The organism is Planctomyces sp. SH-PL14, from assembly GCF_001610835.1.
Taxonomy (GTDB): domain Bacteria; phylum Planctomycetota; class Planctomycetia; order Planctomycetales; family Planctomycetaceae; genus Planctomyces_A.
Genome location: NZ_CP011270.1, coordinates 543,480 through 569,882 on the forward strand (window position 1 = coordinate 543,480; position 26,403 = coordinate 569,882).

Sequence of the window (26,403 nt, forward strand, 5' to 3'; positions counted from 1 at the left end):
GCGACGGCCGCGCCGGCATGCCGCCGTCAGCTCCGGTCGCCTCCGAATTCCTGTCGCTTCGAGCGACACGGACGGAGCCCGTCGCCCTCCACACCCCGGCGACTTCAGTGCCCACCGCCGCCTTCCCGGTCCAACACGGATTGCCCGAAACGGCTTCTTTTGCGAGGCTGCGTCCAACGAAGTCGGGCTCTGTCCGATCAATACTCATCTGGATGGAATCGGCTGATGTATTGCACGCAATGTGGAAAGCCGGGGGCCGGCAATTTCTGTGGCTTTTGCGGGACCAGTCTTTTGAAAGACATGGAGCCCGCGGCCATCGCGGGCGACTGGTCGAACGAGCATCGGTACGAAGTGCTGATTCAGGTTCCGGAAGTGCGACGGCGGATCGCCGATCACGCGTCGCGGGCTCGAGCGACGATGACCGCCGAGGAGTTCCTGCAGGTGGGGGACAAACTCCTATCACCTCTGACGGGGGGCGTGCCGGTCGGCAAGCTGGCGGCTTTTGTCCAGCCGATCTATGCCAAGCTCGGGATTCGGACCGGTCGGCAGCGTGAGGAGGTTTTCGCCCAGCCGATCGGGGAGGTTCTGGCAGCGGCGCTCTGCGCCCTGGCCGGAGCCGGGCAGAAGATCCGCGGGGTGCAACAGGCGGACGATGGCTGCGAACTGGAAGCGATCCTTCCCTCGGACCTGTTCTCGTTCGCCGGCGACGTGGTTGTCCGCCTCACGAAGCGGGAGTCCGGAACGCGGCTCGTGGCCGCGACGAACGTTCCCGGCCAGTTGTACGACTGGGGAAAAAGCGATCGCTGCCTCGACGATCTTTTGCGCGAGATCCGGCAGACCTTAAGCGGCATGGCGAACTGGCCCGGAACATCATCGGCCGGTCAGGCCGCCTGATTTCGGCTCGAGAAGCGAAGACGTGAACTTCCGAGCGTTGCGCGGTCCCCCGCAAGCCGGCAGGCTGCCCGCCCGGTCAGACAGTCACTCCCACCCGAAATCAGGGTTCGCAACCAGCCAGTCTTTGGCGGCGGCGCGGACCGTCGAGGAAACGCAGGGCTGTGGAGGCGAAGGGAACCGCGGGATCGTAGATCGGAACGTGGTCGCCGCCGGGGATGACCCACAGCGCGGCGTCGGGGATCGAGCGGTAGAGGCTTACGGGGATCTCCACGGAGAAGAAGCGGTCGCGGTCGCCGTGCACGATGAGGGTGCGAGCGGTGATGGTTGAGAGCTGTTGCGGAGTGAAGTTCATATCGTCGTAGTCGTTGTGGAACGCGTTGAACTGGGCGATGAGTTGACGAATCTGCTCGTCACCGCGTTTCGCACACTCTCGATACATCTCCTGCACCGGTTGGGGCATGGTGCCGAACGCAGCGCGGCGCATGATGGCCCGGGCTTGATCGGGGAAGTGGGTGGTCGCGCTGACCAACACCATCGAATCGATGCGGCCGGGCTGGCTCGTTGCCATGTGAAGCAGCGTCATACCACCAGAGCTGATGCCCATGGCCGAGAACTGATCGATCCCCAACTTCTCCAGCAGGAGGAAGACGTCTATGGCCGCTTTCCGATGTGTGAACTTGTTCTCGGGATTGGTGGAGTGACCGTGGCCCCGCATGTCCACGACGATCAGCCGATGGTGTTCTGAGAGCTGGGGAGTGAAGGGATGCCAGTTCTGTGAAGATCCGCCAAACCCATGGAGGAGCACCAGGGGCTTTCCAGCGCCGTACTCCTCGTAATACAGCTCCAGGTTGCGGATCTGAACGGTACACCCGCGAGGGGTTGTCGGTTCGGCGCCGTCCGTCGTTCTCATGGATGTGCGTCTCCCAGGCGCGACACTGTGAGCAGCGGCCCAACGGGACCGAAGTCACGATCGGCTCGAGACCGGAGTATAGGTCTCGCCTGTCCCTCGAGCTGCTTATGTCCGACGAGTGCCGCTGTCCTCAGGACGCACGGCCCGGTGCGGCGACGTTGCCCGGCTTCCGCTTCTCCATCCGGTAGTTGAGAAGCTCGATGTCCCGGATGCGGACGAAGTCCTCGCTTGTCGTTTCGAAGCCGAGCTTCTCGAACATCGGTTTCGCGCAGATCGAGGCCTCGACGTAGACGCGCGCGATGCCCAGGTCGAGGCAGGTCGTCACGGCATGCTGCACCAGTTCAGTCACGACGCCCCGTCGCTGGAACCGCGGATTGACGTAGGCGCAGTCGATGTGGCCGTCCGGATCGAGTTCCAGGAATCCTGCCACTTCTCCATCGACGATCCCGAGAAACGGCCGCTTCAGCTCGCAGCGTTTTCTCCAGTGCTCGTAGTTCACCTCGCGGGCCGACCACGCCAGGCACTGCTCGGGCGTGTAGACCTGCGACGCAATTTCGTGAACGGCGGAGGTAAAGATCTCCGCGACGGCACGATGGTCTCCATGCTGAAAGATTCGAATCATGGCCGGGTCGATTCCGCCGGGGGGATGGCTGCGGGCAGGTTGTCGCGGAGGAGTATGGACTGTGTCGAGGCGGGCGTTGTGAGAAGAGGCCGGCAAACTGCCCCAGCAGGTCGTCTCGGAGGGTGATCGCGAAGGGACTCAACGCCAGAACCCCGGGTCCAGGGTTGGAAGCCCTGGCCGCCGGAGGCACTTCCATGCGGAACTGTCCAAGCTGCGACGGACGCTGGACCCGTTCACCACGCCCCGCGGAAAAAAGAATGGTCGCGTGCTTTCGAGTTGCAGGTCCGGTTTACAACAATCCTCTTTCAACGCTGCCCCTTCGCAGTCTTTCAGCGACGGGGAATGACATCTCGGACCCTGTGGAGGATCTCACCGATGCGATGGACGTCGCGACTCGGCTCTTTCGTCCTGGTTCTGCTGGCTTGTGGATTCGCGAGCGCGGACGAGTTCTTTTTCAAGGACGGCGACAAAGTCGTCATGATCGGCGACAGCATCACCGAGCAGCACCTCTACAGCAATTTCGTTGAAACCTGGGTCACCACCCGGTTCCCCGGCTGGAAGCTGACGTTCCGCAATGTGGGTATCGGAGGGGACCGGTCACCAGGGGGGAATGAGCGTTTCGCCCGAGACGTCGCGTTTTTCCAGCCGACCGCATTGACCGTCGACTTCGGGATGAATGACGGCGGGTATCGCGCTTTTGACGAGCCTGGCTTCAAGACCTACATGGAGGGCCTGAAGGGGATGGCGGACAAGGCACAGGCGGCTCACGTTCGGGTGGCCTGGCTGACGCCGCAACCGATTGACACCGCCGAACAGGGTCCGACCGCGTTGACCGGGTACAACGAGACACTGGAGAAGTACTCTGCGGGCCTGAAGACGATCGCGGAGGAAAACGGCGGGCTCTTTGTTGATCAGTTCCATCCTTACCTCCAGGTTCTGAATGAGGCCCGGTCCAAGCAATCAAAGTATGTCCCGATCTCCGGCGGGGACGCGGTCCATCCCTGGTCGCCGGGGCAGGCGTTGATGGCGGCGTCGATCCTGAAGGGGATGCACTTCCCCACGACGGTGTCGTCTGTCTCGATCGATCTGGCCTCTGGAACTGTTGACGCCGAGCGGGCGGCCGTCACGGATCTTCGGAAGAACGAAGGGGGCGTGGCGTTCGTACGCACGGACGAAGGGCTGCCCTATTTTCCCGAGCATGCCAGCAGCATCCTTCCCTGGGCGCCGCTTCTCGAAGAGTTGAACCGCTACACGCTGAAGATCACGGGCCTGAACGCCGGCAAGTACGACATCAAACTGGGCGGCGTCACTGTCGCCCAGTACACGGCGGCGGAACTGGAGAAGGGGGTCAACCTCGCCGAGGCCGCCTTGAAGACTGGCCCGGTGGCAGAGCAGGTGCGGGCCATTGAATCGGCCATTCGGATCAAGAACGAATACCACCACGCTCAAATCTTCCGGGGAGTCCACCTGGCGCCGGTCCAGATTCCTGACTGGCTGGGCTTGAAGGTGAGCCCGGCGGAGATCGAGTCCCGAAAGCAGGAGGTTCTCAAGACGCGATATGCGGAACTGGAGAAGCGTGACGAAACGGTGCGGGCAACGCTGCCGGTCAAGGGGCACACAGTGGAGATTATCCCGGCCAAGTCGTAGCCGGGCCCGAGACCTCATGGAAATCGAGGGGGTCAAAGCTCATTGATGCCAATGTGTCTTTACCCTTTTTTATACCCCGAAACGAATCGCTCAGCCACACCGGCCCGTGCCAATCAGCCATGAGCTCCCGGAACCGGTGTCACGGGAGGGTGGCTGGGGCCCTGTACCAGCATCACCTTCCTACTCGACGCCCGTGGCCCCCGTCTAACGCCTGTCAGCGTTGAAGTCGGTCCCCAATTCGGAGGACTGGGGCCATGGCGTCCTTTCACTCGACCACGCTCAGTCTGCGACCGACCACTTTCCGATCATCAACGCACCATCCCGCTCCAGCCACTCCGCTGCCGCGCCCATGTGCAAAGCTTCCAGGGGCGTGCCGCCCGGTTCGCGAGGCTCAGCACGCCATCCCCTCAGTCGTCTTTCGGACCGGTCGGTGCTGGAAGGCCGTTCCAGGTGCCGGGGAGAGTCATCCGTTCTGCGAAGTCGGTCTTTCTGACGATCCCCTTCTCGACGTGAAAGATGATCACCGCATTCGATTCCCGCCTCTCGTTGTCGTACTCGCCGACCTGAACGTGAATTCGTCCGGTGAACCACTCGGCAACGATCGGAAACTGCGGGCCGGGAATGATCTGCTCGTTCCGCCGTGTCTTGCCGTCAATCTGCCCGGTGATCTTGTCGAGGTAGAGTTTTGAGTCGCGGATTCCAAACTGCGCCACGTAGCCGGAGTTGTTCGCCGAGGAGGTCATCTCGAACGGCGGCAGTTTCTGCGTTCCTGGTCCGATAGATCCCGGACCGTAATCCCACAATCCAGCATGGGGATCTCTTCAATCCCATACGTGTGATTGCCGAACTCGATGAGCCGCGGGATCTGCCAGGTCGCCTGTGCCGGCGTCGCCCCCAAGAGATAGAGCCCGACCAGGAGAATGAGACCGTACCGGATGAAGCGGCCTGTGATGAACGTCGATGCCTCACCAGGGGCACCTGTGACGCCCCAATCCGCTGGTAAGGCTCGACCTAAACGCGAGGGCATTGCAAGCTCGGCGAAGGATTCGAAGTGGAACCGCGGGCGGGCGCAGGAGCCCTGCACCAGCATCACGTTCATACTCGACGCTGATGGTCCCAGTCTATCGCCTCTCAGCGTTGAAGTCGGATCGGGTGGCACGGCCCTGGAGGCTTTGCGGAAGGGCGTGGTCGCGCAGAATAGTGCCGCAATCGAAGCGACGACACACATGGCTTGACCACGCCCTTTCGGAGTACCTACAGGGCGTGCCACCCGACCCGGAGCAACAGACCTTTCATCCCCATCTGCTGGCAGCTTTGGGCCAGCAGTGATTGGACGTCCAACTCGAACTCGGCACTGCTCGTCAAAGCACGAGCAGTGGCACCCGGCGTGATAGTCGAGTCCCAGGTAAACACGTACGATCTCCATGTCTGTTGCTCCTGGTCTTGTGATTGAACCCACCCGGCATCGTAGCCGGGACCGGAGCAACAGATCTTTCATCCCCATCTGCTGGCAGCCTTGGGCCAGCAGTGATTGGAGGTCCAACTCGAACTCGGCACTGCTCGTCAAAGCACGAGCAGTGGCACCCGGCGTGCCACCCGATCCGACGGACGCTGGAACGCTCGCCACGCCCTTCCGGAGTACCTACAGGACGTGCCACCCGACCGGCCACCCTGTCGTCGATCTAAACGATTTCGAAAAGTCTGTAGATTCCCGGGATATTCTTTATGTCATTGATCTCACCCGCCGGTCCCGTCTTCACGGAATGAGACGTCCTCCCCTCCGTGGACTGAGACATCAAAATTTGCCCTCCCTGAGATCTTCCCTCAATTCGAGCGGCGAAGTTCACGTGTGGCCCCAGCGCAGTGAACTGGTCGCGAAACTCCGTTCCGACGCTCCCGACAAGAGCGCTCCCCGTGTGAATGCCACAACCCAATCCAATTCTAATATCCTGAGGCGAATACAACTTCCAATCTACCATCCACCTATCACGCAATTCAACAAACGCCAATCTAAACTGCTGTGCCGCGTGACACGCGGCGACGGCCTCCTCCCGGCCATCCCTCGAATGCGGCGGAAGAGCACCGAATAACGCCATCACTCCATCGCCGATGAACTTATCAAGAACACCCCCATTCGAAAACACAATCTTAGCCGCAATATCGCAGTACTCTTTCAGAAAACCTGCTATCAGTGTCGGATGAGCCTTGAGGATTTCGCACAGCAACGAAAACCCCCGTATATCCCAAAAGACAATCGTGACGACTCTCTCAGATAACGCGAGCAATGATGGGTCCCGGTCGATTGCTCCGTACAATGTTCTATCAAAGTACCGTTGTGTCATCGCCACCTTCCGTGACCACTCGCGGTAGCGAAGAGCAGCCCTGGCCTTGATATTAATCTCTTTAGCCGCAATCACCCCGCGTATATTCTTCTCTACAACGTCAAAGGCCCCGACGTCGAAGGCGGCGTACCGGTCGAGACTTTTCTCTTTTGCCGTGAATAGAATCGCCATAACATGCGGGTCAATCTCCCTTGCCCGCTGCAGCATAGTCATGCCGCTCGCTTCCGATTTCATCACTAGGTCGGTAAGCACAACATCGATTGGTGACGTTGTGCCCACATGCTGTAGAAGCAGTGCTTCCCCTTCGTGTTCATTGGCGGCGACAACAAACTCCCACGCTGGATTCTCGTCTCCAAGTGCGCGGACCATTGCCTCTCGGTTGTGGACTTCATCATCAACGACCAGGATTTTTGCCATAATTACGAAGGCTTTCGTGTTTGCGAGCCAGAGTCAACTTTGTTGTATGGAAGATATATTTCAAACGTCGCCCCTTTGCCGTGCAATCCTACCTCGCGAATCGCTCCGCCATGCCCCTCAATGATTCGCCTGACCAGCGCAAGCCCGAGTCCGGTTCCGTGGTCATACGTCGTAAAGAATGCTTCGAATATCTGCTCCTTCAGATGAGGTTCAACCCCCGCGCCATTGTCAGAAAACTTGATGAGAACATACGCCCCTTTCGGGTCGACAAAAGAAGGAACTTGCTCTGCTGGGACGATCGACGCTTCGATCTCGATGACTCGCACCACTTCAGCCATCCAGTGAAGCGAATTTGCGGCCAGCTCATCCAAGACTTCTGCGATCCGCTCCGGATCGGCAAAAACCAACAGCTCAGGAGAGCAATCGATCTTGCAGTTAACACCTCGCGACCTGAGAGAGTGGCACGCGTCCTCAAGCAAAGGAAGCAGCGCTGTCTGGATTGGCGAAATGTGTTGAGCCCTCGCCAACGACTTGAATTGATCAACGATACTCTTCGCCTTTTCGACGGCACCTCTCATATTCACGACAACTGATATGGCTTCCGCCTCGCGGTGCTCCTCTATTCTTTTTTGGAGCGGAGCTAGATCAGTCTCAATTGCAAATATAGGATTTCCTATTTTGTGCGCGGCTGAAAACGAAATATCCTTCCATATGGCGTCACGTTCGGCGCGAATGCGCAAACTCTTTTCTCGCTCTAGAGCACTGTTGGTGATTGCGAGGCGCTCAACGAGATCGACATTTTCGCGATATAATTCCTCAGGCCCCTTTCGGAACTTAGCTAGTGATCGCGCCTCATCCGAAAAGTACTTAAACCCGAGTTGCGGGAACTGCTGGACTAGCCGCGTCATGTAGTCGCGATCCCACACGCGAACTCTCACCGCCGTCGATGGATAACGTTTTGACCTTAGAAAGTGCCGTTCGTGTCTCTGCAGCAGGCCATCTTCTATGAATTCGTTCTTCAGAACAATTAAGAGGAGCGTCAGGGACGAGTCTTCCCGCCTACCCGGCCGAAGGCGATCGTCGATGTCATGACCCCGACGGAGTTGGTAAAGGACTCGGTCTGGATCCCCATAAATCATCTCCAGAGCCTGTTCGGGCGGCATGCTTCTGCCGAGAGAGATCAGCCATTGCTCCAAATACTCGAAACCGTCGGGGTCCTTCTTGGGAAGCTCAGCAAGTAAATCGAACTCGGCAGACTCGCGATACCACTCAATTCGACGGAAGCCCATTTGGGCAATCAGCTCGCGGCAGAGGTTTTCGATGTCTTCCGTCGCCAGGATATCCCAATTAACAAAAAATGGCGTTGACAGGCTGGCCGGTATCGGCAATCGAACTCGTCCGGCGCCGGTGCGAACTGATCGGAGCCAACTGTGTACCAGAGAGACAAGATCTGCACGGCCTTCTGCTGTGCTCTTATACACATAGAGGGGCGACGATCTCAGCTCATTGGGAAGCTGGCGAGAATAATCGTCGCGAACTAATACTAAAGTGGGCTTCCCCATGGCCATAGATTGGCCTATTTGGAAGAAAATCCCACCATCAGAAGAAGAGATATCAGCGATTATACAATCGGAACTCGCTATCTCGGCAATAGGACTATCTGCGGGATTTCGCTGGAAATATTCCTCATCGATAGGGGTAAACTGCTGATTTCTGCATGCTTTTTTGAGACTATCGAAGAGCTCTTCAAACGCTGGCAAGTATGGGATGGCGAGGAAGCATTGTCTTTTCGGCGATTCTTTTTTTTTGGCCATGTGCTCGTGGTCCACAGATGTAAGTCACGAATGTGAGATTCACACGCCGGAAGAGGTTTATGACATGGCCTTTCTACACGCGGAGTGAACACCGCGTGGCAACGCGAGCCCGCCCACGTCTCCTAGTTTCCAACGGTGAAATGGTGACAAAATGAAATACTCCTTGCAACAACGGTGTCGCAAGGAGCGCAGGTCACGGCTGATACACGAGTGCTACGAGCACCCCATGCTCTGCCCACAGTTGTGGCAGAGGTAGCAGTTCCCGTTTCTCACCGTGATCGCTCCGCAGTTGTCACAGGCGGGGGCGTCGGATTGAAAACCGGCGAATTGGCTGTTGCGGCTGGTGGGCTGGAGCGTGGCGGACGGGGACTGGAGGCTGGGGAGGAGGGCAATCAGCCGGTTGGTGCCGGGGTGATGGCCGTTTCCGTTGCCGTTCGTCTGCCCGTTCGCCGGATGCTCCGCTTTCACCTGGGCGGCGTCCTTGGGGCTGGCGGCTGACGGCTGGGGGCTGGCAGCAGCGGCGCCCTGGGCGACCGTCGGGACGTTCCCGGCGGCCGCCGTCACTTCAGAGGACGCGGCAGTCTCCCCGGAGTCGCCGGCGGACTGGCCGTAGCCGGCCGCGGCGAGGTTGCGGTTGGGACTGTTCGCTTCCCGGTAGCCGGCGAGGAAGGTGATCCCCAGGAACCGGAAGATGTAGTCGACCACGCTCTTGGCGTGCGGGATGTCCGGGTTGCTTGTCCAGCCGCTCGGCTCGAAGCGGGCGTGGCTGAACTTGTTCACCAGGGCATCGAGGGGGACACCGTACTGGAGGGCCAGCGAGGTTTCCGTTCCGATGACGTCCATCAGGCCCCCGATGGTGGACCCTTCCTTGGCCATCGTGATGAAGAGCTCGCCCGGCGTGCCGTCTTCGAAGAGGCCGACCGTGATGTAGCCCTCGTGACCGCCGACGTTGAACTTGTGCGTCAGCGAGTGGCGGGTGTCCGGCAGGCGGCGGCGGACCGGCTGGGCCGAGACCGTGGCGACTTCCGAACCGGAGGTCGAGCCGGCAGTGCCCCCCTTCTTCTGGTCCTTCGACGTGTTGAGGGGCTGGCTCTGCTTGGAGCCGTCGCGGTAGATCGCGAGGGCCTTGAGGCCGAGCTTCCAGCCTTCGATATAGGCCTGCTCGATGTCCTCGACGGTCGAGTCGGCCGGCATGTTGACCGTCTTCGAGATCGCTCCCGAGAGGAACGGCTGGGCCGCCGCCATCATGGTGACGTGGGCCTTCCAGGCGATCGTTCGGGTTCCCTTGGCCGCCTTGAAGGCACAGTCGAAGACCGGGAGGTGCTCACCCTTGAGCTCGGGGGCCCCTTCGATGGTCTCCTCCTCTTCCATGTACTTGAGGATCCCGTCGATCTGCGGCTGGTCGTAGCCGAGGGTCTTGAGGGCGTGCGGGACCGTGCGGTTGATGATCTTCATGATCCCCCCGCCGGCGAGCTGCTTGTACTTGATGAGCGCGATGTCCGGCTCGATGCCGGTGGTGTCGCAGTCCATCATGAAGGCGATCGTGCCGGTCGGAGCGAGCACCGTCGCCTGGGCGTTGCGGTAGCCGTGCCGGCGGCCGAGCTGGAGGGCCTCGTTCCAGACCTGGCGGGCGGCATCGCGGAGGTACTGCGGGCAGGCGGGATGGATCTTTTCGACCGCGTCCCGGTGCATCTGCATGACCTGCAGCATCGAGGCCTCGTTCTCCTTGTAGCCGGCGAACGGACCGATGTGCCCGGCGATCTGGGCGCTGGTGGCGTAGCCCTGGCCGTTGAGGAGCGCCGTGAGGGCTCCGCAGATGCCGCGGCCGGCATCGCTGTCGTACGGCATTCCCATGGTCATCAGCAGGCTGCCGAGGTTGGCGTAGCCGAGACCGAGGGGCCGGAACATGTGGGAGTTCTCAGCGATCGCCGGCGTGGGGTAGCTGGCGTGATCGACCAGGATTTCCTGGGCGGTGATCATGATCGCACAGGCCCGGCGGAACCGCTCGACATCGAACGTGCCGTCGTCCTTGAGGCACTTCTTGAGGTTGATCGACGACAGGTTGCAGGCGGTGTCGTCGAGGAACATGTACTCCGAGCAGGGGTTCGACGCGTTGATCGGACCGCTCTTCTTGCAGGTGTGCCACTTGTTGATCGTGGTCTCGTACTGCACGCCCGGGTCACCGCAGAACCAGGCCCCTTCAGACATCTTCCGCATGAGTTCGCGGGCCTTGAAGGTCGGTCCCGCGTGGCTGGGATTGGTGACCCAATGCGTCCGCCATTCGCCGTCATGCTCGACGGCGTGCATGAACTCATCGCTGATGCGGACCGAGAGGTTCGCATTCTGGAACATGATGGAGGAGTACGCTTCGCCGTTGAAGTTGGAGTCGTACTCGCCGCTGTCGATGAGGATGCGGGCCTTCTTTTCTTCCTTCAGCTTGCACTCGATGAAGTCGAGGATGTCCGGATGCCAGTCCTTGAGCGACTGCATCTTGGCGGCGCGGCGGGTCTTTCCGCCCGACTTCACAACGGCGGCGATCTGGTCATAGACCCGCATGAACGAGAGCGGGCCGGAGGGGGTGCCGCCGCCGGAGAGCTTTTCCCGCGAGCTGCGGATGGTGGAGAGGTCGGTCCCGGTGCCGGAGCCGAACTTGAAGAGCATCGCCTCGCTGGTGGCGAGACGCATGATCCCCTCCATGTTGTCGTCGACCGACTGGATGAAGCAGGCGGAGGCCTGGGGGTATTCGTACGGGGTTTCCGGGCGGCGGATCTGGTGGGTCTTGACGTCGAAGTTGTAGTTGCCGACCGAGCCCTTGATGCCGTACTGGTGGTAGAGGCCGACGTTGAACCAGACCGGCGAGTTGAAGGCGGCGTGCTGGTGCAGGCAGAGCCAGGCGAGTTCGCGGTAGAAGTTTTCGCCGTCGCTGGTCGTGGAGAAGTAGCCGTCCTGGAGGCCCCAGTCCGCGATGGTGCGGGCGACGCGGTGGATCACCTGCTTGACCGACTTTTCCCGCTCGTTGGTGCCGTGCTCTCCGAAGAAATACTTGGAGACGACGACGTTGGTGGCGAGGGCCGACCAGTCCTTGGGAACTTCACAATCGGTCTGCTCGAAGAGGACCTTTCCGTTTTCGTCCTTGATCGCCGCGGTGCGGTAGTCCCACTCGACGGTGTCGAACGGGTCGCCGGAGACGGGACAGAAGTAGGGCTCGATCCGCATCGGTTCGACACCGTGGCCGGTTGGGGAAGTTCCTTTGGCCTGCTGCATGGCAATTCCTTTTGATTCGTGCATCTTGCACTCTCACTCATTATCCAGGGACGGAAACGCACAAAACAAAACATCATCCGCCTCGAACCCCACAGTTCGAGTTGGATGCAGATTCCAGGTTGGGACACTGAAGAGGGCGACCGGTCAGGACGACGGGCCGAAGGGAAGGGGGCGTGTCTCGACGGGAGCAAAGGGGGACAATGCACAGCCAGATCCGCGCAGCAATGAACGCAGTTGACTTCTGTGCATTGTGAACATTTGCAGCCTAACGAGCTATCGGCTGAAAACGCCGTGCTCCCTCACTCAAATTATAGCAAAACCCGACACCGTCCCCCACAACTCCTTGTGGGAAGTGTTAAGGAACACCCTAGATGTTGTTGCCTTGGACGGGCAGCCACTGTACCGACGTGAATCGATCTGTCAACAAGTCTTGGCGTCCGATTTGGCCACCGGATGAGGGGCCGTTGACGGAAATCTTGCCCCGTCACGGGTTACGGACGCGGACAAATTTCTACTCGAAAAGTTCATGTGTCGGGGAACGGGCCGTCACCGACATGTCGAGGGTAGGGACTGGGTAACCCCTAGGTGTTGTGGGTAGCTGGGTATTGGGGTTGGTGGGCGTTTTGGGGGCCGCGACGCGTATGGAGGGCCAATCTGACGTCGTGCGATCCGCGCTCGCCGTCGTGGGACCTGCCGGGTCCAGGGGCACCCTGGTCAGGGAGTGCAGGGGGCAGAATGCCCCTTGCCCGCCGGAGGCCTGGCTCGTCGTAAACCATCGGAAGGAGACGGTGTCCAAGCGCGGACACCGTGTCGGATGCCCCCTCACCAACCCGCGGGGATTCCAGATCGAGGGTTCCGGTGTGAGGGAGTCGTCAACGCCAGTTCCCTCAAGCGGCCGCCCGTTGTGTCCCACGGTTCCTCGCCGGAATGCCTCCGGCGGCAAGGGGTGCCCCCTTGACCCCAGCGGCCGTCGCACGTTGGGTTTGAGCTATGGACGCCTTGCCGGCGAGGACGTCTTTCGAATGGCCTCGGATGCCTTCCCCACCTGAGCGCAGGAAAGGGGCAGACCCGCAGTCCAATCGCTACACTCCGGCTCGCGCCCTGGCGCGGGGATTCCTCCGGAGCGACGAATCCCGAGGGACGGCGCACCCAGCGCGGTCCTTGAGGCGGAAACGGTGACTCCCGGTTTCCACTTCAGCCACAACCGATGGTGAGTCAGCGAGTTCAGACATGGCGGACAAGGCCCGCACAGCCCGGATGGAAAAGATCGTCGCCCTCTGCAAGCGGCGGGGGTTCATCTTCCAGAGCTCGGAAATCTACGGCGGACTCAACGGGTTCTGGGACTACGGTCCGCTGGGCGTCGAACTCAAGCGGAACGTCCGCCAGGCGTGGTGGAACGACATGGTCGTCGCCAACGATCCACTCTTCGTCCAGGCCGGGGCTCCGCAGGGCTTCTCGATCGTCGGGATCGAGACGTCGATCATCATGCACCCGCAGGTCTGGAAGGTCTCGGGCCACTACGACCTCTTTGCGGATAAGATGGTCGACTGCAAAGAGGTCAAGGGCCGCTATCGCCTCGATCACGTCAAAGGCCGCTGGGTGACGGGCAAGCTGGTTCCCAAAGAGGGAGCCGCGCCGGCGGCGAGTGACGAGGAGTGGTTTATCACCACGACCGTCGACGGCCCCGAAGCCGAAGAAGCGATTGCCAAGCGGGCCGGAAAGATCCTGGGCGTAAAGAGCAATGAGCTGAACAAGCTGCAGTGGAAGGGGAACGTGACCTCGCTGGCGACGGTGCCGGTAGCCAAGTTCACGCATGTCGTCGCTCCCGAGGTGAATAACCCGGCGACGCTGACCGACCCGCGCGACTTCAACCTGATGTTCGAGACCTATACCGGGGCGCTGCAGTCGGATGAGAACAAGGCGTTCCTCCGCCCCGAGACCGCACAGGGGATGTTCGTCAACTTCAAGAATGTCTGCGACTCGACCCGCGTGAAGGTGCCGTTCGGGATCGCCCAGATCGGTAAGAGTTTTCGAAATGAGATCACGCCGCGGAACTTCACATTCCGCTCGCGCGAGTTCGAGCAGATGGAGATGGAGTTCTTCTGCCATCCGTCGGAGTCGCAGCAGTGGTACTCCTACTGGCGCGACCGCCGCTTCAACTGGTACTTCAAGCACGGCCTCAAGAAGGAGAACATGATCCTTCGCGAGCATGAGAAGTCGGAGCTGGCGCACTACTCCGTGGGGACTGCCGATATCGAGTATGCGTTCCCATTCCTCGACGACGGCGAGTACGGCGAGTTGGAAGGGGTGGCGCACCGCGGCGACTTTGACCTGCGTTCGCATGCCGAGGGGAAGCTCGACAAGAACCTGCAGGTCGAGAAGAACGCCGATGGGCAGCCGAAGTACCGTGGGTCGGGCGAGAACCTGACGTACTTTGACGATCAGACACGCGAGCGGTTTGTCCCCCACGTCATTGAGCCGGCGGCCGGGTGTGACCGGGCGACGCTGGCGTTCCTTTGCGAAGCCTATTGCGAGGATGAGGCTCCGGACGACAAGGGGGAGATGCAGAGCCGTGTGGTCATGCGGTTCCATCCGCGGTTGGCGCCGATCAAGGCAGCGGTGTTCCCGCTGGTGAAGAAGGATGGGCAGCCGGAGAAGGCGCTGGAGATTTACCAGGCGCTGAAGGAAGCGGGGATTGCGGCGACGTATGACGCTCAGGCGGCGATCGGAAAGCGGTATCGCCGGATGGATGAGGCGGGGACGCCGTGGTGTATTACGGTCGATAACGACACGATCAAGGACGGGACGGTGACGGTCCGTGATCGGGACACGTTGAAGCAGGACCGGCTGCCGGCAAGTGAGCTGGTGAGCGAATTGTCGCAGCGGCTGCGGAAGTAGTTGCGTGAAAAGCCGGGGGTCCAGGGGCACCCTGGTGGGGAGTGCAGAGGGGCAACGCCCCTCTGCCCGCCGGAGGCCCTCTCGTCGAGAGATGTCTGAAGGAGTGAGTGTCCAAGCGCGGACGACGTGCCGGATGCCCCCTCACCAACCCACGGGGATTGCAACGCCAGCGGTGTGATGTGGGGGAGTCCTCAACGCCGGTTCCACAAAGGGAACGGCCGTTGTGTCCCACGGTTCCTCATGGAAGCGCCTCCGGCGGCAAGGGGTGACCCCCTTGACCCCGGCTGCCGTCGCACGTTGGGTTTGAGCGATCGAGTCGCGCCGGCAAGGACGGGTTTCGAGACACCGCGATCGGCCGCACTCCCCGACCGATCACCATTCGGCGAATGCACTCCCGAATGCACTCCAGCCCGCTCAATGGGCCGGAGACGACGAGGCCGCGAGGTCTTCGTCGGACGCCGGAAGACGCCGAGGCGCGAACCACGGGTAGATCGCCGGAACGACGAGCGACGTCAGAAGCGTCGACGTGATGAGTCCCCCGATGACAACCGACGCGAGGGGCCGCTGCATCTCGGCGCCGTCGCTGGTCGACATCGCCATCGGCAGGAAGCCAAGACTCGCGACGAGGGCCGTCATAAGGACCGGCCGCAGGCGCGAGAGGGCGGTCTCGTAGGTCGCGTCCTTCATCGGGATGCCGGTGCCACGGAGGTTCTCCGCGGCACTGACCCACACCAGACCGTTCAGGACCGCGACGCCGAACAGGGCGATGAATCCGACGCCGGCCGAGATGCTGAACGGCATTCCGCGGAGGGCGAGCGCGAACACGCCCCCCGAGGCGGCGATCGGGACGGCGAGGAAGATCAGGAGCGCCAGGCTGGCGCTCTGGAACGTCGTGTGAAGCAGCAGGAAGATCAGCAGGAGGACGATGGGTGTGATGAGGATCAGCCGCTGGCTGGCCGACTGAAGGTTCTCGAAGTCGCCCCCCCAACGGATCTCGTACCCGGTCGGGAGCGTGATTCCCTCGCGAATTTTTTTCTGAGCTTCCGAGACGAACGTCGCCACGTCACGGCCCCGAACGTTCGCCGAGACGAAGGTCCGGCGGCGGTTGGACTCGTGCTCGACGGAGGGGGGCGTCTCTTCAATCTTGACGTCCGCCAGATCGCCGAGCGGGACCGGCTTTCCTCCAGCGGACGAGACCGGGAGCTGTTCGATCCGGGCGACCTCGTTCCGCCAGTCCTCGGGGATGCGGACGATGATCGGGAACCGGGCTCGTCCTTCGAAGATCTGTCCGACCTCGTGACCGCCGATCGAGGCGACGACGTCCATGACCTTCTGGGCGTCGATCCCGTAACGGGCGAGAGCGTCGCGGCGTGGGACGACCGTGACGGTGGTCAGGTTCGCCTGGAAGTCTGCCTTCACGTCGACCGCGCCGGGGATCTCCTTCAGCAGCCGCTCGATCTTCTTCGCCGTCTCGCCCAGAAACGTCAGGTCGTCTCCGTAGAGCAGGACCGCGACGTCGGCCTTAACCCCGGCCACGAGTTCGTCGACCCGCATCTCGATGGGCTGCGTGAAGCCGAAGACCGCTCCCGGGACCTTGGCAGTCAGGGCGTCGGACATATCGCGGATGAGCTGGTCCCGCGTCATCCCTTTCCGCCAGTCGTGCTGGTCTTTGAGCATGACCCACACGTCGGTCTGGTGGACCCCCATGACGTCGTTGGCGATCTCGGGCCGGCCGGTCTTGCAGAAGACTGTCTGGACCTCGGGGAATGGCTTGAGCGTCTTCTCGATCTGCGTCGACATCCCGATCGCCCCTTCCAGCGAGGCACTCGGGAGCCGGACCGCTTCGACGAGCAGATCCCCTTCCTCAAGCTTCGGCATGAACTCGGCCCCAAGATTCAGCGCGACCGGGATGCTGACGACGAAGACCGCGAGCGAGACGAGCGTCGTCAGGACCGGGAAGCGGATCGTCCGCTCGACGAGCGGGCGGTAGAGGAACTTGATCCACCGGACGAGGAACACGTCCTTGTCTTCCAGGTTCTTCGGCAGGGCAAGCGAGGCCATCGCCGGCATGAAGGTCATCGAGAGGATCAGCGAGCCGAACAGGGCAAAGAGGACCGTCAGGGCCATCGGCCGGAACAGTTTCCCCTCCGTCCCCTCGAGCATCAGGATCGGCAGGTAGACGATGGCGATGATCAGCTCGCCGAACATGGTCGGCTTGCGGACCTCGATCGCCGCGTCGCGGATGATGTCGACCCGCGATTTCCCGGGGGGCGCGTGCGAGAGGCGGTGGATGCAGTTCTCGACCATGATGACCGACGAGTCGACGATCAGGCCGAAGTCGATCGCTCCGAGGCTCATCAGGCTCGCCGTGATTCCGAACGTTTGCATCAGCGTCGTGGCAAACATCATCGACAGCGGGATCGCCAGAGCGACGATCACCCCCGCCTTGAAGCTCCCCAGCATGATGAGGAGCACGAAGACCACGAGGGCGCCCCCCTCGACCAGGTTCTTGACGACCGTTTTCAGCGTCCGACCGATGAGGGCGGAGCGGTCGTAGATGACCTCAATCCGCACTCCCGGCGGAAGCGACGGCTGGATCTCGACGAGCCGCTGCTTGACCCGTTCGACGACCTCCCGCGAGTTCTCGCCGATCAGCATCATGGTCAGCCCGGTGACTGCTTCGCCGCGACCGTCACGGGTGACGGCCCCCTGGCGGGTCATGGGGGCTTCGGTCACGCTCGCGACATCGCGGATGAGGAGAGGGTTGCCGTCCCCTTCCCTCCGTAGCACGATCTCTTCGATGTCCCCCACGTTGCCGAGGAGGGCCTGGCCGCGGATGAACCGCTGTTCATCGTGGTGGACGACGTACCCACCGCCCGCCGAGGCGTTGTTCTCTTCGATCCGGGCGAACAGGTCATCGAGCGTCAGGCCATAGCTGGCGAGGCGGTCCGGGTTCGGGCGGATCTCGAAGGTGCGGTAGAAGCCGCCGTGCGTGTTGACCTCGGTCACCCCGCGGACTTCGCGGAGCTTCGGGACGACATCCCATTCGAGAATCGTCCGGAGCTGCATCGGCGAGTAGGCGTCCCCGCGGACCTCGAACTGAAGGATCTCCCCGAGGGCGGTCGTGAGCGGTCCCAGTTCGGGGGTGCCGTATCCCGCGGGGATCAGCGCGGAAGCCGCGGAGATCCGCTCCGCGACGAGCTGGCGGGCCTGGTAGAGGTTCGTCCCTTCCTGGAAGACGATCGTCACGACCGAGATCCCGAACTTGGAGACGCTGCGGACTTCCTCGACCTTGGGGAGGCCTCCCATCGTCGATTCGACGGGGTAGGTGACATACCGCTCGACCTCGACCGGGGAGAGCGAGCCAGCGTTCGTGATGACCGTCACTTGGACGTTGGTCATGTCCGGAACGGCGTCGATCGGCAGGTGGAGCGCGGCGTTGATCCCCGCCGCAGCCATGAGGAGGGTTCCCGTCAGGACGAGGAACCGGTTCTTGAGCGAAACTTCAATGAGTTGGGAGAGCATGGGGGCGGGGTCCAGGGACTAAGGCCTGGACGGAAGGAGGGAGCGAGGGACCAAGGCCGGGGTCCATGGGCAGCCGCACGGAGGCGCGGGCCGACGGAAGAACCGAGACCAATGCGGAAGAATTCCGGAGCGTTACTCGTCTGCTTCGAGGAGCAGTTCCGACTTCAGAAAGAAGGTCCCGGCAGTGACGACGGCGTCCCCCGCCTGCAGCCCCTCCGTGATCTCGATCCAGTCCCGGTCCTGAAGCCCCGGCTTGACCGGCACCTCCCGGAACGCGCGGTCCCCCTGCGACACGAATACGAAGGCCGAGCCGTCGTGCCGCGTCACCGCGGACTCCGGCACGGCGATCACGGTCCGGCTGGCGTCCACGGGAATCGTCACCCGGACGAACAGCCCCGGCCGGAGCAGCCCGTCCGTGTTGTCGATCGCTCCGATCAGCGGCACCGAGTTCGTCTCCGCCGAGACCTCCCGACCGACGTAGTGGATCTTCGCCGGGAGGATTTTCCCGGCGATGGCCGGCGTTTCGACCGAGAGCGGATCCCCTTCATGAAGCCGGACCGCGGACCAGTCCCGCTCCCGCAGGTCCGCCGCGACCCACAGCCGGCTCGTATCGGCCAGGACGAAGAGCGGCTCGCCGAGCTGCGTCCGCTCCGCCGTCGACACGAGCTTTTGCTCGATCGTCCCGGCGAACGGGGCCTGGATCTCGACCGACGACAGGTCGGACGGGGCGGACTTGGCACTCATGCTCTCCGTGTAGCCGAGCAGCGTGTTGAGATGCTGCCGGCTGACGTCGAGACGCCGCCGGGCGGCTTCGACGCCGACTTCCGACTGCCGGTACGCCTGGCGGCTTTCGAACACCGCCTGCTCCATGGCTCCCTTGAGCCCGGCGTCGGCCGACTCAAGCTCGCTCATCCGCTCGCGGACCATCCGCTGCGGGACGGCGCCGTTGTCGAGGGCCCCCGACACACCCTGAGCCAGCGAATCCGCCAGCCGCAACCGCGAATAGGCCGTCAGCACCCCTTCGCCCCCCTTGCCCAGCGGGACGGATCGGAAGGTATTGCGGATCGCATCAAGCGGGTCCTTGCGGCCGACCGCCTCGCTCAGAGCGAAGATCCCCTCGTTCGTCTTTCCCCGCCAGGAGAGTTCTTCCTCCAGGACCCGCAGCTCCCCCTCGCGCTGGAGGACGTCCGCCCGCGCGGTCCCGACCTCGGGGCTGGAGAGAATCGCCAGAACCTGTCCGGCAACGACAGCGTCTCCCGGCTTCACGAGGACGTCGGCGAGGACTCCGGCGGTCGCGGCACGGACCGAAATGTGCCGGGTGTCGTCGTACTGGAGCCGACCTGGGACCGTGATCGACCGTCCCAGCGACCGGGCCGCGACCGGCTCGACGGCGATGCGGGCCGCCTCCGCTTTCTCAAGTGAAAGGACAACGACAGCCGGAGCGTCCGTCGCTGTCGGGCCGGAGGGCTTGGACTCCCCGGCGGTCGGCTTCTCGGAGGCTTCGGCGGTCGACCGCTGCCAGGGACGATAGACGAGGGCGGCGCCCCCGGCGCCGGCTGCGACGAGCGCAACGACAAGAGAGACGTGACGTCTTTTCATGGGAATCGACTCGGAGGGGCGCAGGCGCAAGCAGGCACGCTACGCAGGAAAGAGAAGACGAGAACGCGGGACAGCATCGGGAAGCCAGCCGGCTCCCCGCCCGGATCTCAGCAGCGGGCCACGCACAACAGGTCGAGACGATTCACCAAGGGACCGGGGGCGTCGCTCGCGGGACGCTCGACCCGGGATGAGTTCTCCGGCTCCGTCACGACGGCCGGTGCCGCAATGGCCCAGTCCAGCACGGCCAGCGGCAACGACATGTCCCCCGTCGGGGAGGCCTTGACCACCGAGACGCCGTAGGCCAGGGACCAGCCTGCGGGGACGGGGGCCTGGTGGTGCCGCTCGGGACAATCTTCACCGCACGGCTCGGACTGGAACTCCGTCAGCAGCAGCAGGTGAAAATGCCAGCCCTGCGGTTCCTGAGTTCGCGTGTGATGGAGCTGACGATGCTCGCTCAGCGCCGCACCGCTTCCGCCGGCTTGACCGTGGCAGTGGATCCAGGGAATCGGCCCGCACCATGAGCCGATCCCGAGCAGGAGGTAGCAGAGGATCTGCACCGTCCGCGTCGGAGAGCCGCTCAGGGGGGAAAGAAAACGAGCCATCACACAATCAGCTTGCGTCGATTCGTCGTTGAAGTCAACGCCGCCTTCCCGGATTCGCAGGCGATCGTCTTCGCTTCGGGGGGCATCCCGCAGGTTGAGGCGGATGTTGCGGAGAAGGGATTCGCCACAGATGAACACAGATAAACACAGATTTGGAAAGGAGACGGTGTGGCGGCCTGTGCGGGGCTCACCCGCGGTCGGCCCGTGCAAAGGCGAGCGAGTCGAGTCATCGGTCCTCTCTCTGATCTGTGTTCATCTGTGGCTTTACTTCTTCTTTTCCTCTTCTGCGAAGTCCGCGGCCAATCAGAACTCGCCCACCAGTTCCTTCCCCTTCCGCGAGAGAAGTGCCGACAAGGTCTGAAGCGCGATGTTCTCCGGACAAAAGCGGACCGAGGCATCGACCATCAGGAAGTTCGCGCCCCCGGCGTGATGGCTGTGGAACTCCTGCCCAAAGTCGCACCCCAGCTTCCCGATGTTCGGGCTGTTGTTCGCAACCTGGCACGACGCGAACCTCGTCATCCCCGCGGTGCCGAACCGCCCGTTCAGCGGTGCGCTCTGATCGAAGTAGTTCTTATGCCCCGCCCACAGACCGTGGATCGCCTCGGGGGCCTCGCCGAGCAGGACCGTGTTGCTCGTGCCATCGAGAATGTCGCGGATCCCAATGCTCGTCTCCCCTGCCCCGCGGATGACGCCGCGGCCGAAGCCGTCGGTGTCCCCCAGGTCGGCGTACGAGTTCTGGCAGTTGCTCATCGGGTAGCAGCGGAGCCCCCGCTCACCCCAGTTTCCGCCGTAGTCGCTCCGTCCCATCTTCGGATGGGTCGCGTTGTCGCCATTCGACTTCAGGTCGCCGGCGCCCGGGTTCGAGGGGCAGATAAAGACCGGCAGGACCGTCGCGCAGAGCGCCGCGTTATCGGCGTGAAGGTAAGGCTCATTCTGGTTGTATCGGTGAAAGAGCCCCGTCTGATCGAGATGTGGCAGGATCGCGTTCCCCCAGCTCACGACGCGACCGGCGCGGGCCCCGGCGGTGACCCACAGCGCGGGGGATCCCATCCCGCCGCCATAGCCCCCCTTCGGAAACATCCCGCACGACTCGTGGTAGTTGTTGAGTGCCAGGCCGAGCTGCTTGAGGTGATTGCGGCACTGGGTCTGCCGCGCCGATTCCCGGGCCTGCTGCACCGCCGGGAGGAGGATGGCTACGAGGACCGCAATGATGGCGATCACGACGAGCAGCTCGATGAGGGTAAACCCGCGATACCGGGAATTCCGGCGCGAGAGAGACCGGCGCGCGCAGCCACAGACAGAAGCGTAAGACATGGAGAGCCGTCCTTTCCGGGCCAGGCGGTTCGGCCGCGCGGAAAGGCACCGATGTCGACAATGACACCTGGGACATGCCCTCCACGGATGTCTTCAGGCCGAAACATCGCATGGCAGTCCCGTCGGGCCGTATTCTGGCTTGCGAGTCAGACGGTCCCGGACGCCTTCCCACCGACGTGATGTCGGCAGTGGCATAGTGTCCGGGACCTCCTCGCTTACAGCGGCGGTCCCGCGCCGGATTCGCACCGGCTTCCTGTCCGATCCAGGGGATCGAACGCCCAACGGGGTTGAGTGGGCGAACCATAGGAGGGGCGTGCAGTGAATTCAATCCGCCTTCAAAGCACCGGGTCCAGGGGCACCCTGGTGGGGGATGCAAGGGGGCAACGCCCTCTTGCCCGCCGGAGGCCTGGCGGTCGAGAGATGTCTGAAGGAGTGAGTGTCCAAACGCGGACACCGTGCCGGATGCCCCTTCACCAACCCGCGGAGATTGCAAAGCGAGCGGTGAGTTCTCAACGCCGGTACCACAAAGGGGACGTCCGTTGCGTGCCAAGGTTCCTCACAGGAGTGCCTCCGGCGGCAAGGGGTTGCCCCCTTGACCCCGGCTGCCGTCGCACGTTGGGTCTGAGGAAGCAAAGCCGTGCCGGCAAGATCGCGGTGCTTGTGAACTTGAGCCTTAGGCGGCTTTGTGAATCCGCCGAAGGAGGCCGTTGACATTCCGTTAACCCACGATATCTTGCCTCGCGTTGCTGGTCGGGCACCATCACTTGTGGTGTCCGCGAAAGAGGGAACACCGGTGCAAAACCGGGACTGCCCCGCAGCGGTAAGCGGAAACGACCGCCGTCATGGCACTGGATCTTCAGGTCCGGGAAGCGACGGCCAGTAGGCGCGAGCCCCCCTTCATCAGTCCGATGGAGACGGGAACTCGCACGTCCGCGAGTCCGAAGACCTGCCGGCAACGGAGCGGTGTGGCGTTCACGAGGAAGGGCAGTTGTTGCTGCCAGCCCACCCCGCTGTCGAACGGAGCCTTCGTGGGAAAGGGCGGCCGAGGATGATGTCTGGCGGTATCGCTTTACGCGCATCGAGTGTCCGGCTTGGGACACCCCCTCTGTTCTCCCGGCTCCCGCGGGGCGTTTCTAAACGCACCTCCGCACTCTGGCCGTCCCGCGACGGCTGAGCCCTCGTGAGTGTCTCTCCTCCGGACCGCTGAACCGATTCTCTTCAGCGATCTCTCGGTTCGATCCAACGCGCCCCCGTTGCGTCGGCCGTTCACCTACTTTCCTCTCTTCGGACTGGATGGATTCATGCTGCGCGCCCCTCACGAATGGGTTGTCCGCAAACGCGACGGCCGAGTCGTCTCCTTCGACCTGGCCCGGATTCAGAACGCCATCGCCAACGCCTTCCGCGCCGAGCTGAACCTCGCCGCCGGTCAGCCGCTCGACGCGGATGTCCAGCAGGAGATCGCCGATGTGGCGCGGTCGGTCGGCGACGACATCGGCGTAGCGGCCAGCCGGCCCGAGGGGATCGATGTCGAGAGAATCCAGGACCTCGTGGAGATGGGGCTCATGGCCTGCGGCCAGTACCGCGTCGCCCGCCGCTACATCATCTACCGCTCCGAGCACGCCAAGATGCGGCTCATCCGGGGCGAGGTTCCGGTCGCCGACGAGACGCCGGTCGTCCATGTCGTCCTGCCGGACGGAACCCGCGTCCCGTTCGATCCGCAGCGGGCCCGGAAGCGGATCGCCGAGGCGTGCCGCGGGTTCGAGACGATCGTCTCCGTCGATGAGCTGGTCGACGAAGTCATCCGCTCTGTCTTCGACGGGATCGCGCTCGCCGAGGTGTACCGCGTCCAGATCCTCGCCGCCCGATCACGGATCGAGCGCGATCCGGCGTTCGACGTCGTTGCCTCGCGGCTGATGCGAAACGTCATTTATCAGGAGGTCCTCGGCGAGACGCCTGAGGCCCGGTCGCTGACGGCCGTGCACCGAGACCAGTTTGAGCATTCGATCATCGATGGGATCCGGGCGGGACGACTCGCGCCGGAACTGCGGAGCTTTGATCTCGGCCGCCTGGCCGTGGCGATGAAGCCGGAGCGGGACGACCAGTTCCGCTACCTGGGCCTGCAGGCGATTTATGACCGCTACCTGCTGCATATCGGCGGGCGGCGCATCGAGACACCGCAGTTCTTCTGGATGCGGGTCGCGATGGGACTGGCGATCCAGGAGCCGGAGGACCGCGAAGCCCGGGCGATCGAGTTCTACGAAGTGCTCTCGACGTTCCGGTTCACCTCCGCCACGCCGACGCTGTTCAACTCGGCGACACCGCATCCGCAGCTCAGTTCGTGCTACCTGAGCACCGTCGACGATGACCTGGAACACATTTTCAAGGTCGTCTCGGATAACGCGAAGCTCTCGAAGTGGGCCGGCGGTCTCGGGAACGACTGGACCCGCATCCGGGCCACGAACTCGCATATCCACGGGACGAACGGAAAGAGCCAGGGAGTCATCCCGTTTCTCAAGGTGGTGAACGACGCGGCTGTCGCGGTGAACCAGGGAGGCAAGCGGAAGGGGGCGGTCTGCTCGTATCTCGAAACGTGGCACCTCGACGTCGAAGAGTTCCTTGACCTCCGCAAGAACACCGGAGACGAACGCCGCCGCACGCATGACATGCATACGGCAAACTGGATTCCCGACCTGTTCCTCCAGCGGGTCCGGCAGAACGGCTCCTGGACCCTGTTCAGCCCCGACGAAGTACCGGACCTGCACGATCTCTACGGCCGCGCGTTCCAGGAACGGTACGAGCATTACGAGCGGCTCGCCGACGGGGGGGAGATCCCGCTCTTCCGGCGGCTGCCTGCCGCGGAGCTGTGGCGGAAGATGCTCACCCGTCTGTTCGAAACGGGGCATCCGTGGATCACGTTCAAGGATCCCTCGAACATCCGCTCGCCGCAGGACCATGTCGGCGTCGTCCACAGCAGCAACCTCTGCACCGAGATTCTGCTGAACACGTCGGCCCAGGAGACCGCGGTTTGCAACCTGGGGTCGATCAACCTCAAGGCCCACGTCGTCGACGGCCGGTTCGATCTCGAACTGCTGGCCGACACGGTCCGGACGGCGGTCCGGATGCTCGACAACGTCGTCGACATCAACTTCTACCCGACACCTGAGGCCGAGCGGTCGAACCGCCGGCACCGCCCGGTCGGACTGGGGATCATGGGGTTCCAGGACGCGCTCCAGGCCCTGGGGATCAGCTATGCCAGCGACGCGGCGGTCGAATTCTCTGACCGGAGCATGGAAGCGATCGCCTACCACGCTATCTCCGCGTCGGCAGACCTGGCCCGCGAACGGGGTGCCTACGCGACCTACGCCGGCTCGAAGTGGGACCGCGGACTGCTGCCGCTCGACACGCTCGACCTCTTAGAGCAGAACCGCGGCGAGGCGATCCAGGTTGACCGCTCGTCGGCCCTTGACTGGCAGCCGGTCCGGGAAGCGATTGCCGCCCACGGGATGCGGAACAGCAACGTCCTCGCCATCGCTCCGACCGCCACGATCTCGACGATCATCGGCGTCACGCAGTCGATCGAGCCCGCCTACAAGTACCTCTATGTGAAGAGCAACCTCTCGGGTGAGTTCACGCAGGTCAGCGACGTCCTTGTCGACGAATTGAAGCGGCTCGACCTGTGGGACGCTCAGATGCTGGAGGAGATCAAGTACTACGACGGCTCGATCCAGAACATCGGGCGGATCCCGCTCGAGATCCGGCGACGGTATCTCACGGCGTTCGAACTGGAGCCGAAGTGGCTCATCGAGTGTGCCTCCCGCCGCCAGAAGTGGATCGATCAGGGGCAGTCGCTCAATCTCTACCTCGCCGAGCCGAGCGGGCGGAAGATGCACGACATGTACTTCCTCGCCTGGGACAAGGGGCTCAAGACGACCTATTACCTTCGGACCCTTGCCGCAACGCAGGTCGAGAAGTCGACTGTCGACGTCAACCGCTTCGGCATCCAGCCCAAGTGGATGAAGAACAAGAGTGCTTCGAGCGAGGTCGAGGTCCGCCGCGACGGGGGTTCGGCCGAGTCGAACTCCCTGGAAGCCGCCGTTCCGCAGGCCGGCGCGATGTGTCCCATCGACGACCCCGGCTGCGAGTCATGCCAGTAGAACCGGACAACATGCCCGCTACCAGCCGGCTCTTTCTCGACCTCGGTTTTCAGGTGTGGCACATCCCCGGCGTCTCCCGCGCGTGGAAGCGCGAGTACGCCGACGGCAGCTTCCTCCTGATCACCGACGCCGGCGGGTACGACCTCCCCGAGCCGGCCGGCCCGTGGAGCGGGATCTACCTCTCGCATCGGGACGAGTTCCTCGAACTCGCTCCTTTGGCCCGGCGGATGAAAGAGATCGTCCGCTGGATCCGCCACACCGAGCGGCTGTGCCTCCATCGTGCTACTGCTCTCGAGGCCTCCGATCCGCCCCGCTGCTCCAACAAGTGTCCCATGGACCGGAGTTGAAGACTCCTGCGTCGAACGTCCCCCTTCTCACCCCGTCTGCGGCAGGGAATGTCG

General features: G+C 62.8%; 16 protein-coding genes and 2 riboswitches. Of the genes, 5 read left to right on the forward strand and 11 right to left on the reverse strand.

Annotated elements, in window-relative coordinates:
- Positions 1 to 300 precede the first annotated feature (300 nt).
- A complete protein-coding gene (locus VT03_RS02295; protein WP_082845875.1) occupies positions 301 to 894 on the forward strand; it encodes a hypothetical protein in 594 nt (197 codons plus the stop codon).
- A gap of 100 nt (positions 895 to 994) precedes the next feature.
- Here the strand turns inward: VT03_RS02295 and VT03_RS02300 are convergent, their stop codons facing one another.
- A complete protein-coding gene (locus VT03_RS02300) occupies positions 995 to 1,804 on the reverse strand; it encodes an alpha/beta fold hydrolase (RefSeq protein WP_075091489.1) in 810 nt (269 codons plus the stop codon).
- Between the two features lie 130 nt (positions 1,805 to 1,934).
- On the reverse strand, positions 1,935 to 2,426 hold the full coding sequence (locus VT03_RS02305; RefSeq protein ID WP_075091490.1) for a GNAT family N-acetyltransferase: 492 nt from the start codon (positions 2,424 to 2,426) through the stop codon (positions 1,935 to 1,937).
- A gap of 375 nt (positions 2,427 to 2,801) precedes the next feature.
- Between VT03_RS02305 and VT03_RS02310 the strand changes: the two genes are divergently transcribed.
- Positions 2,802 to 4,073 carry an SGNH/GDSL hydrolase family protein gene (locus VT03_RS02310; RefSeq protein ID WP_075091491.1) on the forward strand — a complete coding sequence of 424 codons (1,272 nt, stop codon included), beginning with the start codon at positions 2,802 to 2,804 and terminating at the stop codon, positions 4,071 to 4,073.
- 407 nt (positions 4,074 to 4,480) lie between these two features.
- Here VT03_RS02310 and VT03_RS02315 read toward each other — a convergent pair whose 3' ends face one another.
- The 5 genes from VT03_RS02315 to VT03_RS02335 all read right to left on the reverse strand — a co-directional run bounded on the left by VT03_RS02315 (position 4,481) and on the right by VT03_RS02335 (position 11,910).
- On the reverse strand, positions 4,481 to 4,816 hold the full coding sequence (locus VT03_RS02315) for a hypothetical protein (protein ID WP_075091492.1): 336 nt from the start codon (positions 4,814 to 4,816) through the stop codon (positions 4,481 to 4,483).
- On the reverse strand, positions 4,813 to 5,172 hold the full coding sequence (locus tag VT03_RS02320) for a hypothetical protein (protein ID WP_075091493.1): 360 nt from the start codon (positions 5,170 to 5,172) through the stop codon (positions 4,813 to 4,815). Before VT03_RS02320 ends, VT03_RS02315 begins: the two co-directional genes overlap by 4 nt.
- 583 nt (positions 5,173 to 5,755) lie before the next feature.
- The gene (locus VT03_RS02325) at positions 5,756 to 6,832 is read right to left on the reverse strand and encodes an adenylate/guanylate cyclase domain-containing protein (protein WP_075091494.1); all 1,077 of its coding nucleotides are present in this window, start codon (positions 6,830 to 6,832) and stop codon (positions 5,756 to 5,758) included.
- A 2-nt stretch (positions 6,833 to 6,834) separates the two neighbouring features.
- On the reverse strand, positions 6,835 to 8,646 hold the full coding sequence (locus VT03_RS02330; protein WP_156514238.1) for a sensor histidine kinase: 1,812 nt from the start codon (positions 8,644 to 8,646) through the stop codon (positions 6,835 to 6,837).
- Positions 8,647 to 8,859: 213 nt separating this feature from the next.
- Positions 8,860 to 11,910 carry a vitamin B12-dependent ribonucleotide reductase gene (locus VT03_RS02335; protein WP_231870581.1) on the reverse strand — a complete coding sequence of 1,017 codons (3,051 nt, stop codon included), beginning with the start codon at positions 11,908 to 11,910 and terminating at the stop codon, positions 8,860 to 8,862.
- Between the two features lie 1,230 nt (positions 11,911 to 13,140).
- On the opposite strand from VT03_RS02335, the gene VT03_RS02340 reads away from it, so the two are divergent.
- Positions 13,141 to 14,808, forward strand: a complete 1,668-nt coding sequence (locus VT03_RS02340) for a glycine--tRNA ligase (protein ID WP_075091497.1) — start codon at positions 13,141 to 13,143, stop codon at positions 14,806 to 14,808.
- Between the two features lie 414 nt (positions 14,809 to 15,222).
- Here the strand turns inward: VT03_RS02340 and VT03_RS02345 are convergent, their stop codons facing one another.
- From VT03_RS02345 to VT03_RS02360, 4 genes are all read right to left on the reverse strand, one after another.
- The gene (locus VT03_RS02345; protein WP_075091498.1) at positions 15,223 to 18,333 is read right to left on the reverse strand and encodes an efflux RND transporter permease subunit; all 3,111 of its coding nucleotides are present in this window, start codon (positions 18,331 to 18,333) and stop codon (positions 15,223 to 15,225) included.
- A 132-nt stretch (positions 18,334 to 18,465) separates the two neighbouring features.
- On the reverse strand, positions 18,466 to 19,932 hold the full coding sequence (locus tag VT03_RS02350) for an efflux RND transporter periplasmic adaptor subunit (RefSeq protein WP_082845878.1): 1,467 nt from the start codon (positions 19,930 to 19,932) through the stop codon (positions 18,466 to 18,468).
- Between the two features lie 107 nt (positions 19,933 to 20,039).
- Entirely contained in the window at positions 20,040 to 20,534 is a 495-nt protein-coding gene (locus VT03_RS02355; RefSeq protein WP_156514239.1) for a hypothetical protein, read from the reverse strand.
- Between the two features lie 303 nt (positions 20,535 to 20,837).
- Positions 20,838 to 21,848, reverse strand: a complete 1,011-nt coding sequence (locus tag VT03_RS02360) for a DUF1559 domain-containing protein (protein WP_075091500.1) — start codon at positions 21,846 to 21,848, stop codon at positions 20,838 to 20,840.
- Between the two features lie 107 nt (positions 21,849 to 21,955).
- Positions 21,956 to 22,145: riboswitch (cobalamin riboswitch) on the reverse strand.
- 433 nt (positions 22,146 to 22,578) lie between these two features.
- Positions 22,579 to 22,817: riboswitch (cobalamin riboswitch) on the forward strand.
- Positions 22,818 to 23,149: 332 nt separating this feature from the next.
- On the opposite strand from VT03_RS02360, the gene VT03_RS02365 reads away from it, so the two are divergent.
- Complete coding sequence (locus VT03_RS02365) at positions 23,150 to 26,002, forward strand: ribonucleoside-diphosphate reductase subunit alpha (protein WP_075096891.1); 2,853 nt, start codon at positions 23,150 to 23,152, stop codon at positions 26,000 to 26,002.
- 11 nt (positions 26,003 to 26,013) lie between these two features.
- The gene (locus VT03_RS02370) at positions 26,014 to 26,349 is read left to right on the forward strand and encodes a hypothetical protein (RefSeq protein ID WP_075091501.1); all 336 of its coding nucleotides are present in this window, start codon (positions 26,014 to 26,016) and stop codon (positions 26,347 to 26,349) included.
- Positions 26,350 to 26,403: the final 54 nt, after the last annotated feature.

Coding starts and splice junctions, on each gene's coding strand:
- VT03_RS02295 (WP_082845875.1), top strand. CDS start 301: ATGGAGCCCGCGGCCATCGCGGGCGACTGGTCGAACGAGCATCGGTAC.
- VT03_RS02300 (WP_075091489.1), bottom strand. CDS start 1,804: ATGAGAACGACGGACGGCGCCGAACCGACAACCCCTCGCGGGTGTACC.
- VT03_RS02305 (WP_075091490.1), bottom strand. CDS start 2,426: ATGATTCGAATCTTTCAGCATGGAGACCATCGTGCCGTCGCGGAGATC.
- VT03_RS02310 (WP_075091491.1), top strand. CDS start 2,802: ATGCGATGGACGTCGCGACTCGGCTCTTTCGTCCTGGTTCTGCTGGCT.
- VT03_RS02315 (WP_075091492.1), bottom strand. CDS start 4,816: ATGACCTCCTCGGCGAACAACTCCGGCTACGTGGCGCAGTTTGGAATC.
- VT03_RS02320 (WP_075091493.1), bottom strand. CDS start 5,172: ATGAACGTGATGCTGGTGCAGGGCTCCTGCGCCCGCCCGCGGTTCCAC.
- VT03_RS02325 (WP_075091494.1), bottom strand. CDS start 6,832: ATGGCAAAAATCCTGGTCGTTGATGATGAAGTCCACAACCGAGAGGCA.
- VT03_RS02330 (WP_156514238.1), bottom strand. CDS start 8,646: ATGGCCAAAAAAAAAGAATCGCCGAAAAGACAATGCTTCCTCGCCATC.
- VT03_RS02335 (WP_231870581.1), bottom strand. CDS start 11,910: ATGCAGCAGGCCAAAGGAACTTCCCCAACCGGCCACGGTGTCGAACCG.
- VT03_RS02340 (WP_075091497.1), top strand. CDS start 13,141: ATGGCGGACAAGGCCCGCACAGCCCGGATGGAAAAGATCGTCGCCCTC.
- VT03_RS02345 (WP_075091498.1), bottom strand. CDS start 18,333: ATGCTCTCCCAACTCATTGAAGTTTCGCTCAAGAACCGGTTCCTCGTC.
- VT03_RS02350 (WP_082845878.1), bottom strand. CDS start 19,932: ATGAAAAGACGTCACGTCTCTCTTGTCGTTGCGCTCGTCGCAGCCGGC.
- VT03_RS02355 (WP_156514239.1), bottom strand. CDS start 20,534: ATGGCTCGTTTTCTTTCCCCCCTGAGCGGCTCTCCGACGCGGACGGTG.
- VT03_RS02360 (WP_075091500.1), bottom strand. CDS start 21,848: ATGTCTTACGCTTCTGTCTGTGGCTGCGCGCGCCGGTCTCTCTCGCGC.
- VT03_RS02365 (WP_075096891.1), top strand. CDS start 23,150: ATGCTGCGCGCCCCTCACGAATGGGTTGTCCGCAAACGCGACGGCCGA.
- VT03_RS02370 (WP_075091501.1), top strand. CDS start 26,014: ATGCCCGCTACCAGCCGGCTCTTTCTCGACCTCGGTTTTCAGGTGTGG.